Origin of the sequence: Hydrogenophaga sp. SL48 (assembly GCF_021729865.1) — a bacterium.
Lineage (GTDB): Bacteria > Pseudomonadota > Gammaproteobacteria > Burkholderiales > Burkholderiaceae_C > Hydrogenophaga.
The window spans coordinates 2078933-2090914 of sequence record NZ_CP063400.1 but is presented as its reverse complement, the minus strand read 5'-3'; the positions used below and the strand labels follow the sequence as shown (position 1 = coordinate 2090914).

The 11982-nt window shown below is 68.0% G+C and carries 17 protein-coding genes; 8 read left to right on the top strand and 9 right to left on the bottom strand.

Going from position 1 to position 11982, the window contains the following annotated elements:
- The first annotated feature begins 2 nt into the window (after nt 1–2).
- Complete coding sequence (locus tag IM738_RS09940; protein ID WP_236965702.1) at nt 3–1298, top strand: DUF445 domain-containing protein; 1296 nt, start codon at nt 3–5, stop codon at nt 1296–1298.
- On the opposite strand, the gene nth is transcribed toward IM738_RS09940, so the two are convergent.
- Entirely contained in the window at nt 1295–1930 is a 636-nt protein-coding gene (nth, locus tag IM738_RS09935; RefSeq protein ID WP_236965701.1) for an endonuclease III, read from the bottom strand. The two genes, IM738_RS09940 and nth, sit on opposite strands and share 4 nt — an antisense overlap.
- A gap of 151 nt (nt 1931–2081) precedes the next feature.
- On the bottom strand, nt 2082–2900 hold the full coding sequence (locus IM738_RS09930; RefSeq protein WP_236965700.1) for a phosphate/phosphite/phosphonate ABC transporter substrate-binding protein: 819 nt from the start codon (nt 2898–2900) through the stop codon (nt 2082–2084).
- 193 nt (nt 2901–3093) lie between these two features.
- Here IM738_RS09930 and IM738_RS09925 point away from each other — a divergent pair, with 193 nt between their 5' ends.
- Together IM738_RS09925 and IM738_RS09920 are read left to right on the top strand one after the other, a co-directional pair.
- Nucleotides 3094–4284, top strand: coding sequence for an aminotransferase-like domain-containing protein (locus IM738_RS09925; RefSeq protein WP_236966285.1), 1191 nt, complete (start codon nt 3094–3096; stop codon nt 4282–4284).
- Nucleotides 4285–4343: 59 nt separating this feature from the next.
- Nucleotides 4344–4841 carry a GNAT family N-acetyltransferase gene (locus tag IM738_RS09920; RefSeq protein WP_236965699.1) on the top strand — a complete coding sequence of 166 codons (498 nt, stop codon included), beginning with the start codon at nt 4344–4346 and terminating at the stop codon, nt 4839–4841.
- Between the two features lie 66 nt (nt 4842–4907).
- On the opposite strand, the gene IM738_RS09915 is transcribed toward IM738_RS09920, so the two are convergent.
- Complete coding sequence (locus IM738_RS09915; RefSeq protein WP_236965698.1) at nt 4908–5339, bottom strand: hypothetical protein; 432 nt, start codon at nt 5337–5339, stop codon at nt 4908–4910.
- Nucleotides 5340–5423: 84 nt separating this feature from the next.
- Nucleotides 5424–6017 carry a lysophospholipid acyltransferase family protein gene (locus tag IM738_RS09910; protein ID WP_236965697.1) on the bottom strand — a complete coding sequence of 198 codons (594 nt, stop codon included), beginning with the start codon at nt 6015–6017 and terminating at the stop codon, nt 5424–5426.
- A gap of 93 nt (nt 6018–6110) precedes the next feature.
- Between IM738_RS09910 and IM738_RS09905 the strand changes: the two genes are divergently transcribed.
- Nucleotides 6111–6959 (top strand): alpha/beta fold hydrolase, encoded by an 849-nt coding sequence (locus IM738_RS09905; RefSeq protein WP_236965696.1) that lies wholly within the window; start codon nt 6111–6113, stop codon nt 6957–6959.
- Entirely contained in the window at nt 6956–7177 is a 222-nt protein-coding gene (locus IM738_RS09900; protein WP_236965695.1) for a DUF3820 family protein, read from the top strand. Before IM738_RS09905 ends, IM738_RS09900 begins: the two co-directional genes overlap by 4 nt.
- A 148-nt stretch (nt 7178–7325) precedes the next feature.
- Here the strand turns inward: IM738_RS09900 and IM738_RS09895 are convergent, their stop codons facing one another.
- A complete protein-coding gene (locus IM738_RS09895) occupies nt 7326–7919 on the bottom strand; it encodes a 3'-5' exonuclease (RefSeq protein ID WP_236965694.1) in 594 nt (197 codons plus the stop codon).
- Nucleotides 7920–7954: 35 nt separating this feature from the next.
- On the opposite strand from IM738_RS09895, the gene IM738_RS09890 reads away from it, so the two are divergent.
- On the top strand, nt 7955–8296 hold the full coding sequence (locus tag IM738_RS09890; RefSeq protein WP_236965693.1) for a hypothetical protein: 342 nt from the start codon (nt 7955–7957) through the stop codon (nt 8294–8296).
- A 54-nt stretch (nt 8297–8350) separates the two neighbouring features.
- Complete coding sequence (locus IM738_RS09885; protein WP_236965692.1) at nt 8351–8686, top strand: DUF6172 family protein; 336 nt, start codon at nt 8351–8353, stop codon at nt 8684–8686.
- A gap of 45 nt (nt 8687–8731) precedes the next feature.
- Here the strand turns inward: IM738_RS09885 and IM738_RS09880 are convergent, their stop codons facing one another.
- On the bottom strand, nt 8732–9979 hold the full coding sequence (locus IM738_RS09880) for a DEAD/DEAH box helicase (RefSeq protein WP_236965691.1): 1248 nt from the start codon (nt 9977–9979) through the stop codon (nt 8732–8734).
- Nucleotides 9980–10058: 79 nt separating this feature from the next.
- Here IM738_RS09880 and IM738_RS09875 point away from each other — a divergent pair, with 79 nt between their 5' ends.
- The gene (locus tag IM738_RS09875) at nt 10059–10418 is read left to right on the top strand and encodes a translation initiation factor Sui1 (RefSeq protein ID WP_236965690.1); all 360 of its coding nucleotides are present in this window, start codon (nt 10059–10061) and stop codon (nt 10416–10418) included.
- Between the two features lie 9 nt (nt 10419–10427).
- Here IM738_RS09875 and IM738_RS09870 read toward each other — a convergent pair whose 3' ends face one another.
- From IM738_RS09870 to IM738_RS09860, 3 genes are read right to left on the bottom strand one after another with little or no spacing between them, the layout of a single operon-like run.
- On the bottom strand, nt 10428–10967 hold the full coding sequence (locus IM738_RS09870) for a redoxin domain-containing protein (protein ID WP_236965689.1): 540 nt from the start codon (nt 10965–10967) through the stop codon (nt 10428–10430).
- A 5-nt stretch (nt 10968–10972) separates the two neighbouring features.
- Nucleotides 10973–11320, bottom strand: a complete 348-nt coding sequence (locus IM738_RS09865; protein WP_236965688.1) for a hypothetical protein — start codon at nt 11318–11320, stop codon at nt 10973–10975.
- The gene (locus IM738_RS09860) at nt 11317–11964 is read right to left on the bottom strand and encodes an RNA polymerase sigma factor (RefSeq protein ID WP_236965687.1); all 648 of its coding nucleotides are present in this window, start codon (nt 11962–11964) and stop codon (nt 11317–11319) included. The genes IM738_RS09865 and IM738_RS09860 overlap by 4 nt, the downstream gene beginning before the upstream one ends.
- Nucleotides 11965–11982: the final 18 nt, after the last annotated feature.

The window sequence follows — 11982 nt, the reverse complement described above, 5'->3', positions numbered from 1 at the left end:
CCATGGACGCTCCTTTGTCAAACCCCCGCGCCAGCCTGGCCCGCATGAAGGCGCTGGCGCTCGGCTTGCTGCTGCTTGCGGCGGCGGTGTACATCGTGGCCACGCTGCTCACTCCTCAGCACCCCGCCTGGGGCTATGTGGCGGCGGCGGCCGGCGCGGCGGTGGTCGGCGCGCTGGCCGACTGGTTTGCCGTGGTGGCGCTGTTCCGCCACCCGCTGGGCCTGCCGATCCCTCACACCGCCATCATCGTGGCCAACAAGGACCGGCTGGGCGCGCAGCTCGCGCGTTTTCTGGGCACGCACTTCCTCACCGCCGAACACGTGCGCCCCATGCTCGCGCGCTGGGATCTGGGGCAGGAACTGGGTCGCTGGCTGGCGCAGCCCGAGTCGGCCGCCCGCGCGGGCCGGTGGTTGCAGCAGGCCACGCCGGCCTTGCTGAACGCGCTGGACCAGACCCTCGTGCGCCAGTGGGTGGCGCAACTCGCGCAGCGCCTGCTGCGTCAGGTGGACGTGGCCACGCTCGGTGGGCAGGCGCTGGCCGCGCTCACGGCGCACGGCCACCACCAGCAGTGGCTCAACGGCCTGTTGCAGCAGATGGCGCACTGGGCCGAGCAAGAGGGCGTGCAAGAGCAGCTCACCGAGCGCATCGCGGGTGAACTCAAACAACTCAAGTACGTGGGCCTCGACCAGATGGCCGCGCGCCTGGCCACGCGCAAGCTGGTGGCAGCGCTCACCCACACCCTGGCCGACGTGGCGGCCAACCCGCAGCACGAGCTGCGCCACCGTTTTGACGGCTGGATGGCGCAGTCCATCCAGCGCCTGCAGAGCGACCCGGACTGGCAGGCCCGCGTGGCCACCTGGCGCGACGCCTGGCTGGACCAGCCGCAATGGAACCAGCCCATCGAAGCCTGGTGGCACGAGGTGATGCAGCGCCTGGGCAACGAGGCGCAGCAACCCGACAACGCTTTGGCCGAGCGCTACGCCAGCGTGGTGCAGACCGCCGGCCGCCAGCTGCTGGCCGACGCCACGCTGCGCGGCTGGCTCAACACCCAGGCGCAACAGGTGCTGCTGCGCGCGCTGGAAGGCAGCCGCGACAATATCGTCGGCTTCGTGGCACAGCGGGTGGAAGCCTGGGACGCGCACGACATGAGCCGCGTGCTGGAAGAGCACATCGGCCGCGACCTGCAGTTCATCCGCATCAACGGCACGCTGGTGGGGGCGCTGGTGGGGCTGCTGCTGCACGCCGCCACCGTGATCGCCATGGGCCTGCCGCTGGTACGGTCCTGGATGCAGCCTTAGCCTGTCGTCTTCGGCTTGAAATCGCAATACGCCGACACCGCGCACTGGTGGCACATCGGCTTGCGCGCCATGCACACGTAGCGCCCCAGCAAGATCAGCCAGTGGTGCGAGTCCACCGCGTAGGCGGGTGGCACGCGTTTCAGCAGCTGCTGCTCCACCGCCAGCGGCGTCTTGCCCGGGGCCAGCCCGGTGCGGTTGCTGACGCGGAAGATGTGGGTGTCCACCGCCATGGTGGGTTGGCCGAAGGCCACGTTGAGCACCACGTTGGCCGTCTTGCGGCCCACGCCGGGCAGGGCTTCCAGGGCCTCTCGCGTGCGCGGCACCTCGCCACCGTGGCGCTCCACCAGCATCTGGCAGGTCTGCATCAGGTGCTTGGCCTTGCTGTGGTACAGGCCGATGGTCTTGATGTAACCCTCCAGCCCTTCGAGCCCCAGCGCCAGGATTTTCTGCGGCGTGTTCGCCACCGGGAACAGCTTGCGCGTCGCCTTGTTCACGCCCACGTCGGTGGCCTGTGCCGAGAGCAGCACGGCCGTCAGCAGCTCGAACACGCTGGTGTACTCCAGCTCGGTGACCGGGTGCGGGTTGGCGGCGTGGAGGGTGGCGAAGAAGGCTTCGATGGCGGCGGGCTTCATGCCGCGCAGTGTAGCGGGGCGGTCCGCGGACGAGGCCTTGGGCCTGGCCTCAGTCGCGCGTCTTTGTCAGGTCCTTCGGCATGCCATGGACCACTTGCCTGCACGGACCTGGCGGCGTGATCAGGTGGCTCCTCGCGGGCGATGGGTGCCGTCAGCGCTCGAGCCAGGTCAGCAGGTTGCGCAGGCGCTTCTCGGTGCTGGTGTCAAAGCCCTGGATGCCGACGCTCTTGAGCACGTCGCGGCCGGGTTCGGTGTCGGGCAGCGCGCGCAGCGCCGACTGCATGGCCGCGATCTGCGCGGCGCTGAATGCCTTGTGCGCAATCAGGGGAAAGTAGGGCTGCGACACACTGGTGTGCAAGACGCGATGTCCGGTCTTGTCCAGGGAGTTGGCCACGCCCGAGTACGAGGCCACACCCCCCACATCCCCGAACTTGTTTTTCAGGTAGAACGGCACCGCCCCTTGTTCGCGCACCCTTTCGACGCGCTCTTTGGTCAGGTCGATGCCCCGGTCACGCAGCTCGGCGCTGCAGAACTTCGCCATGTAGGACGCCGCTCCGGGCAGCACGATGCGCTTGCCCTTGATGTCGGCCAGCGTCTGGTAGGGCGAGTCCTTCGGCACGATGAGCAGGCACTGCCCGTCGGGGCGGGCCGACGCCACGTACTGGTAGCCGTGGTCGCGCATGCCACGCGCCGGGTAGTCGCTCGGGCGCGCGATCGCCAGGTCGAAGCGGTTGTTCTGGAGCCCCTCCTCGAGCGCCGGGAACTCCCGGATGAAGACCACGTTCACCTTCTGGTCGATGCTCTGGCCAATCGCATCGGCCAGCCCCTGGTATTTGGCGATCACGCGCGCGTGATCCGTGCCGCCTGAGGAACCTTCGCTGATGGCCAGGACGAGGTCCCGCGACCACGCTGTTTCAACGCCCGTCAGCAATGAAATGCAAAGAACCAGTGGTTTCAGATATTTGCGCATTCAAATATTCCTGTTAACAAGTTTATGCATTCTATGGAGATCGGTACCCGAGCTGGCATCGGGCACAGCCGCCAACATCAGGGAGAACCCTTGGCCCGGCATGCCATGTGCGCCCGAGTCCTTTGGCAGGGCGATGGGTCTGCATCGCCTAAGATCACACGCACTGTGTGACCCTGGAGATCTGTTCATGACCCTGCCATTTGCCGACCGCCTCAACAACGTTGAAACCTCTGCCATCCGCGAACTCTTCAAGCTGCTCGGCAAGCCCGGCATCATCAGTTTTGCCGGTGGTTTCCCCGACAGCGCCATGTTCGACGTGGACGGCATTCGCGAGGCCGTGAACGCCGCGCTGACCGAAGAACCCGGCGGCGCCCTGCAATACGGCGCCACAGAGGGCTACAACCCGCTGCGCGAACAGCTCGCCGCGTTCATGACCAGCAAGGGCAACCAGGGCGTGAGCGCCAACGACCTCATCGTCACCACCGGCAGCCAGCAGGCGCTGGACCTGCTGGGCAAGACGCTCGTGTCGCCCGGCGACAAGGTCATCGTCGAAGGCCCGACCTTCCTCGCCACCATCCAGTGCTTCCGCCTCTACGGCGCCGAGCTGATCAGCGCGCCGGTGGACGGCAACGGTGTGAAGACCGATGAGCTGGAAAAGCTGATCGAAGAACACAAGCCCAAGTTCGTCTACCTCATCCCCACCTTCGGCAACCCCAGCGGCGCCATGCTCAGCCTGGAGCGCCGCAAGAAGGTGCTGGAGATGGCGGTGAAACACAACACGCTGATCGTGGAGGACGACCCCTACGGTGACCTCTACTTCGGCGATGCTCCGCCACCCAGCCTGCTCGCGCTGAGCGCCAGCGTGCCCGGCAGCCGTGAGCTGCTGGTGCACTGCGGTTCGCTCAGCAAGGTGCTGAGCCCAGGCCTGCGCGTGGGCTGGATGGTCGGCCCGGCCGAGCTGCTGGCCAAGGCGACCATGTGCAAACAGTTCAGCGACGCCCACACCAGCACCTTCGCCCAGGCCACCGCCGCGCAATACCTCAAAGCCGGCCGCATGCCCGCCACGCTCGCCAAGGTGCGCGCCGTGTACGCTGAACGTGCGATGACCATGGGCAACGCGCTGCGCCGCGAGCTGGGCGACGCCATCGAGTTCGTGCAGCCGCAAGGCGGCCTGTTCGTCTGGGCCCGCCTCACGGGCGCGGGCGGCAAGGTGGCCGACGGCGGTGAGCTGGCCAAACGCGCGATCGAAAAGGGCGTGGCCTTCGTGCCCGGCGCACCGTTCTACGCCACGAACCCCGACCACGCGACCCTGCGCCTCTCGTTTGCGACGGTGGGGGTGGAAAAGATTGAAGAGGGGGTGGGGCGGTTGGGCGCAGCGGTTTGATCTGTTGACTCCAACTTCTTCCATGCCCACAACCCCAGCACCGTGACCGGCTCTACACCATGATCCGTCCCGAAGCCCCCGCCGATGCAGACGCCATCGCAACCCTCACCACCGCCGCTTTCCTGAACGCGCCCCACACCAGCCACACCGAGGCTTTCATCGTCAACGCGCTGCGCCGCGCCGGGGCGATGAGTGTGTCGCTGGTGGTGGCGCAGGGTGGTGCGCTGGTGGGGCATGTGGCCACCTCGCCGGTGGTGGTGGCCGACGGCACGCCGGGCTGGCATGGGCTGGGGCCGATTTCGGTCTCGCCTGAACACCAGGGAAAAGGCATCGGTTCGGCGCTGATGCAGGCCGCGTTGCAGGCGCTGCGCGATCAGGGCGCGGCGGGCATCATGCTGGTGGGCGACCCGGGCTACTACCGGCGTTTCGGTTTTCGCCAGGAGCCGCAGCTGGTGTACCCCGGCATCCCACCGGAATACTTCATGGTGCTGCCGTTCACCGGCGCCTTGCCGCAGGGCACGGTGAGCTTCCACGAGGCCTTTGGCGCCACGTCCTGAATCCAGGTTCCAGGAGCACCCGCAGGGCCACGGCGAACCATTGTGCCGGGATGGAGCCTCCGGGGCTCAGGGCTTCCTGCGGCGTGGAAGCCACTGCCCGGCGAGTGACGGCCCGCGCGCCCCCGCGCCGGGTGTCCGGGTCTTGAGCAGGCTGCTGGGCAGGCTGCCCTGAAACAGCGGCAGCAGCGATTCCAGGCAGCGCACGGCATGGGTCTCGTCATGCAGCTGGCAGAGGTCGGCATAGAGCTCGGCGCGCGCGTACCAGAGGCCTTCGGCGTCCTGCGTGGACGCGATCTGCCGGTGCAGGTGGGGGTTGTGTTCGAGGCCGGCCTCCCCGTGGATGGCCATCATGGCCTCGCGGATGCGGGCGACAGCCGCATGGTCGTGCACCACCTTCTCCACGCCCAGCACGGCATGCACGCTGCCACGCAGGCTGTCCATCAGGCTGCTGGACAGGGCGTACAGGGTGTCGCTGGCGGAGGGCGATCGTTTGGGCACGCTGAAAGCGTAGGCAGTTTGGGTCCCGCACGCGCCCGGCGCGTGCAACGAGATGCTGGGCATGTTACACGCAGTACGGTCTGTTCAGTCTGCCTGTTCGAACTGATCTGGGTTGCGGCCCTTGAATGGTTTGTAAAACGCCTTGACGACGGCCATGTCGGCGTCGATGTCGCCGGTGGGTTGAAACACCGGTCCCAGGCCGCTGCGTTTGGTCGCGTAGTCCATGTAGGCCATGACGATCGGTACCCGGGCGCCGAGGGCGATGTAGTAGAAACCGGTTTTCCAGTAACGGGCCTTGCTGCGCGTGCCTTCGGGCGGCACGATGAGTTGCAGCGGGCCGTCGGCGTCGATGAGGGCCTGGCTGGAGGCGGCGACGAGGTTGGTGGACTGTTCGCGGTTCACCGGGATGCCGCCCAGCCACATCATGAGGCCGCGAAACGGCGGCTTGAAAATGCTCTGTTTGCCCATCCAGTACGGATTGAGGCGCAGCGCGAAAGCGACCATCAGCGTGTAGGGCAGGTCCCAGTTGCTGGTGTGTGGCGCAGCGATGAACACACTTTTGTCTGCGCCCTTCGGCAGCGCGCCTTCGATGGTCCAGCCCGTGAGCCGCAGAAAGGCCACCGACAGTCCGCGCAGCACAGTGTTGACGACCGGGGTGGTGAAGATGGTGCGGTGCATGGGCCGGCAGTATCGCCGATGACGCGGGCGCGACCGCCCGGCGCGGCCCTCAGGCTACCATCGTGCACACCTCAAAAAACAGGAGACGGATTGATGCCAACACCGCTGAACGTGCAGGGCCTTGAGGTTGTCGTTGAAGGCAGCGGCCCGACCGTGGTGATGCTGCACGGCTGGCCCGATTCACCCGCGCTGTGGGACGACACGGTGGCGGCCTTGCGCGACAGCCACCGCTGCGTGCGTTTTGCGCTGCCGGGGTATGACCTGTCAAAGCCGGCGCGCCCGGTGTCGGTGAATGAGATGTGCACGTTGATCGCTTCGGTGGTGGACGCGGTGAGCCCGGACGAGCCGGTGACGCTGCTGCTGCACGACTGGGGTTGTTTCTTCGGCTACGAGTACGCGGCGCGCCACCTGCACCGGGTCGCGCGTGTGGTCGGCGCCGACATCGGCGACACCAACACCGGGGCCTACCTCAAGTCACTCACGGCCAAAGAGAAGCTGATGATCGCGGGCTACCAGCTCTGGCTGGCCGTGGCCTGGAAGCTCGGCCTGCTGGCGCCCGGTCTGGCAAATCGCATGACCCGCTGGATGGCTCGCCAGATCGGCTGCCGCACGCCGCCCGAACACATCGGCTGGCAGATGAACTACCCGTATGCGATGCAGTGGTTCGGCTCGTTCGGCGGACTGCGCGGCGTGGCGCGGGTCGACAAGCTGCTCGGCCCGAAGCTGCCCACGCTGTTCTTCTTCGGCAAGCGCAAGCCCTTCATGTTCCATTCCGCGCGCTGGCTGGCGCAGCTGGCGACCACACCGGGCTGCGAGGTGAAGGGGCTGGACGCGGGGCACTGGATGATGAAACAGAAGCCCGCCGAGTTCAACGCCACGCTGCGCGCCTGGCTGGACAAGACACCTGCGCCGTCGCCCACCGAGGCGGTGAAAGCCAAGTGAACCCCGAAGACCTGGAGCGCCTGCTCACCGTGGAGATGCCCTACGGCAAATACAAGGGCCGCATGATCGCCGACCTGCCGGGCAACTACCTCAACTGGTTCGCGCGCGAAGGTTTCCCCAAGGGCGACATTGGCCGGCTGCTCGCGTTGATGCACGAGATCGACCACAACGGCCTCAGCGACCTGCTCACCCCGCTGCGCCAGCGGCGCCGTTCTTGAGAGGCTGAGCGTCTTTTGCTCATGCCCGCTCACCACGCCAAAACGCACCCACTCTGCGTTGCAAATGCGCGCCATGGCCAGCCATGGCTGTGCTTTGCGCCTTGATTGGACACGTTTTGACGTGGTGAGCGGCCACGCCCAAAAACGCTCAGCCTCTGAGCGCTGCGTGCACCATGGCCGCCGCCCAGGCGTCGTTGGCGGCGTAGACCAGCTGGGCATCGCTCAGGCGCGGGTTGGCCCAGTTGGAGGTGGCGGCCTTTTTCGACTTGATGAATCGCTGGTGGAACAGCACCGCGACCGCGCCCTTGACGCCCATGTCTTTGCGGTAGCCCTGCTCGCGGAAGATGTGGTTCAGTTCCAGCACGCCGGCGGGCTCGACCAGCAATTTGGACTTGATGCGCTTGGTGTCGTCGCCCAGGCCGAAGCCCGCCTTGGTGTGGCGGCCGTCGGCCAGCAGCCCGGCGACCAGCTCCAGGCAGGCCGGGTCGTGCAGCTGGAACACCCAGGCCTGCTCGCGGGTGGAGAGCTGCACGATGTGCGGCCCGTCGGACACCTGGTCCTTGAAAAAAGTGGGCTTGCTCTCTGTGTCGAAACCCCAGTCGGCGTGGTCGCGCAGCGCGGCCACCGCCTCGCGCGCCCGCGGCGCGTTGTCCACCAGGGTGATCTGGTGCAGCCCGAGGCGGCGGAATTCGGGCAGCAGGGCGATCTCTTCCTTGCTCGGGGTGGGGCGGGTGGTGTTCATGGGGGCACAACGGTGGGCACACGGATAATCGGGCATTGTGCAACGCGCTCCCGCGCCGCCCGCTGGCCATGACCTACATCCTCAAACTCTACGTGCCCGACGACACCCAGCCCGCGCAACGGCAGGCGGCCGAGCGGTTGTTCCGCCAGGCGCTGGAGGGCGCGCTGGGCGACGCGGCCATGGTGGTGCCGGTGTACAGCGCCTACCTGAACATCGTGGGACAACACGGGGAGGTGCCCGACACCGAGGCGCTGACGCTGGACGAGCGCTTGGTGCTCGAAACCTGGCAGCAGGCCGAGGCGGCCGCCATGGAGGCCGTGTTCGGCCCGCACCGCCACCTGGACGAAGGCGGCTACCAGATCGTGCTGGCCCCATAATCCGGGTCCGCTTCACGTCCTTCCAGGGCGCCACCCCCCTTTGCAGGACATCCCATGAGAAAATTTTTTGAGCTTCGCCCCGAAGGCAAGCACCCGGACCGCGTGCTCGAAGCCGTCAAGCACGAGATCCGCAAGTACATGAAGCGCGAGCGGCGCCGCGACTTGCCCGAGGGCGCGCACTTCTGGGACTTCGACTGCCGTTTCGGCGCCGACAAAGACAGCGCACAGACCGTGCACCCGGCCGAGCTGATCGGTGCGCTCGACGCGCTGGTGAAAGAGGGCGCGGTGCAGTGTTATGTGGAGCTGCTGGCCAAGCCGGGTGTGCGCCAGCCGCGCGCGCCGGGCTCAGCGCCTGATCACGCCACAGACCCCGGCGACGAAGCCGCCTGACATCCGGCTGGCCCGGCGCCGGCAGGGGCGTGGCTCAACCCGGCCTCAGTCCTCGCCTTTTTGAGCCGCCGCAGCCGCGCGCAACTTGTCCTTCTTGCTCGGGCGTTTGCCCTTGATGCCGCCGGTGCCCGCTTCCGCTGGCGGGGCCGGGTCGGTGGGCTCGAAGCCGGCGATGTGTTCCAGCGGCAGGCTCATGCCCTGGCGTTTCTCGATCAGCTGCCAGTGCGCCAGCGTGGCGGCGGTCACGAAACTCACGGCCAGACCGCTTTCGCCCGCGCGGCCGGTGCGCCCGATGCGGTGCACGTGGTCCACCGCCGAGCGCGGCAGGTCGTAGTTCACCACCACCGGCAGCTGGTCGATGTGAAGGCCGCGCGCGGCGAGGTCGGTCGTGACCACCACGTCCCAGCGTTTTTCCTTGAACTCTTTCAGCGTCTGCTGCCGTGCGCCCTGGCTCAGGCCCCCGTGGAACGAGGTGGCGAAGATCTCGCCATGGTGCAGCTTGCCCGCCAGCCGCTCGGCGGCGTATTGCGTGGCCACGAAAACCAGCACGCGCTGCCAGCCGTTGTCTTTGATGAGCTGGCGCAGCAGCTGCGTGCGGCGCTTGTCGTCCACCGCGATGGCGCGCTGCAGCACCACGGGCGCTTCGTCCTGCGTGGGCGAGGGCACGTCCACGCGCAGCGGTTCGTGCAGCAGCTCGCGGGCCAGCGTTTCCACCGCCGGCGGGAACGTGGCCGAGAAAAACAGGTTCTGGCGCTTTGCGGGCAGCAGCGCCAGCACGCGCGCGAGTTCGTCGGCGAAGCCGAGGTCGAGCAGGCGGTCGGCTTCGTCCAGCACCAGCAGCTCGACCGCGCCGAGCTTCAGCGCGTTGTGTTCCACCAAATCGAGCAGGCGCCCCGGCGTGGCGACCACGACATCGGCGCCGCCGCGCAGCGCCATCAGCTGCGGGTTGATCGACACGCCGCCGAAGGCCACGATCAGCTTGGGCCGGGGGGCCAGCTTCTCGGCCAGTAAACGCAGCACTTCGCCCACCTGGGCGGCGAGCTCGCGCGTGGGCACCAGCACCAGCGCGCGCACGCGGCGCGGCGTGTGTGCGGGGCCAGCTAGCCAGCGCTGCAGCAAGGGCAGGGCGTAGGCAGCGGTTTTGCCGGAGCCGGTCTGGGCGGTGGCGAGCAGGTCGCCGCCGGCGAGCACGGCGGGGATGGCGTCGGTCTGGACGGGGGTGGGCGCGGTGAAACCGAGATCGGCGGCGGCCTGGGCGAGGGATGGGACGAGCCCGAGGGAGGTGAATGGCATGTGTGGGATCTTTTGCCCAGTTTAACGGGCGCCCCTGGCGCGCAGCCTTCTGCGGTGGCCCGCGCTACGATGCGTGCCCATGAAAAACAAGTTGTTGTCCGGCGGGCTGGTGTATTCGACCGAGTCCGGCCGCATGTGCCCCGGCTGCCGTCAGCCGGTCGCCCAATGCACCTGCGGTCAGAAGGCCATCCCTCAGGGAGACGGCACCGTGCGCGTGTCGCGCGAGACCAAGGGGCGCGGTGGCAAGGCGGTGACGCTGGTGAAAGGTGTGGCGCTGGATGAGGCCGGGCTGACGGCGCTGGGCAAGCAGCTCAAGGCGGCTTGCGGGTCCGGCGGCACGGTGAAAGACGGCGTGATCGAAATCCAGGGCGATCACATTGAGCGGGTGATGGCCGCGCTGAAGGCGCAAGGTCACAGCGTCAAGCGTTCAGGTGGTTGAGAGACAGCGTCAGAAGAACCGCGCCCAAAGCAGCCGAAGGCGCATGCCCAGTTCGGAGGTGTAGCCGGCCGTGGGGGTGCGCAAGCGCCCGTGGGCGTCCACCACCATGAAGGCCGGTACCGAGGCCACCCCAAGCGCGCGGGCGATCTCGCTTCGCGGATCCACCGCGGTGGCCCAGGGCAGCTGGCGCTGCACCAACACCTTCCGAACCTTGTCGGCGGGCCCCGACTGCATGGCCACGGTCAGCACCGGGTGGTCGCGTGAAAGGCGCGTGACGCTGTGTTCTTCGGTGCGGCAGATCGGGCACCAGTCGGCCCAGACGTGCAGCGCCACCGGCTGGCCGGGATGGGCGGTGCGCCAGGTGGCAAGGGTGGTGTCTGTGTGGCTCCCGTCGGGCTGGATCAGCGTGAGAGCGAAGTCGGGCGCCAGGCCCGAAGGCACGTGGCGGGTCTGCCAGGCCTGCGCGCCAGCGAAGATCACCAGCACCATCAGCAGGGTGCCGAGGTGCGACTTCCAGTCGCGGCGCAGCGCGGCAAAGAGGCGTTTCAACACCTTCACAGTTCGCCCATGGTGATCAGCGACAGCACGTCGGGTTGCATCAGTTCGTCGATGCCTGGCTCGGCGGGCGCCCAGGGCTTGAGCCACAGCAGCGCCGCCAGCACCAGCGCCATCAGCGTGCCACTCCAGACCACCGGGTGCTCACGCCATCCCGCCTGCAAGGTGGCCAGCGGGCCAGCGTGCACCAAGGCCGGGGCGGCTGAGGTGCGCTGCTGCCATTGCACCATGGTGCGCGCCTCCAATGCGGCCAGGCCTTCCCCGGGCGAGTGCGCCAAAGAGTCGCGTAGGCTGCGCTTCAGGCGGGCGTCGCTGTCGGGTTCGGACGGGGAGGGACGGGTGTTCATGGGGTGCGCTCCTGGAGCTGGCGTCGGAGGGCGGATTTCGCCCGGTGCAGCAGTTGGTGTGCCGCGTTGCTGTCAAGTTCCATCGATCGGGCGATGTCGGCCACGTCGGCGTCGGCGTAGGCCCACATGGCCAGGGCCATGCGCTGGCGCGCGGGCAGGCGCGCCATGGCGGTCTGCAGCTGGGTGGCGCTCAGCGCGGGCAACGGGTCGGGGGCCTCGGACTGGTCGTGCTGCCAAGCGTCGGACAGCTCGGCCAGTTGCTCGGGGTCGGCGCTGAGTTCGCGGCGCCGGGTGAGCCAGGTCTTGCAGCGGTTGATGACGATGGTGTTGAAGAAGGTCGCGAGGGTGGCGCCGTGGGTGTCGCTCGGTCGGCTGCTCCACAGGCGCAGAAAGGCCTCCTGCACCACGTCTTCCGCGTCTTCCCGCCGCGCCAGCATCTGCATCGCCAGGCCCATGGCCTGCGGCGTGAGCAGGTGGACCAGGCCCCGGGCGCTGGGCGCGTGGCCGTCGCAGGCGGCGCGCCACAGCGCCCAACCGTCGCCTCGCGGCAGGCTCGCTGGGCCGGGTGTCAGCGCGCGGCCGACCCAGCGACCCAGGCCTTGAAGGGAGGCACTCAAGCCCAAGACGGCAGGGGGTTCGCTCATGGGTTCAGAGGCTGGGAG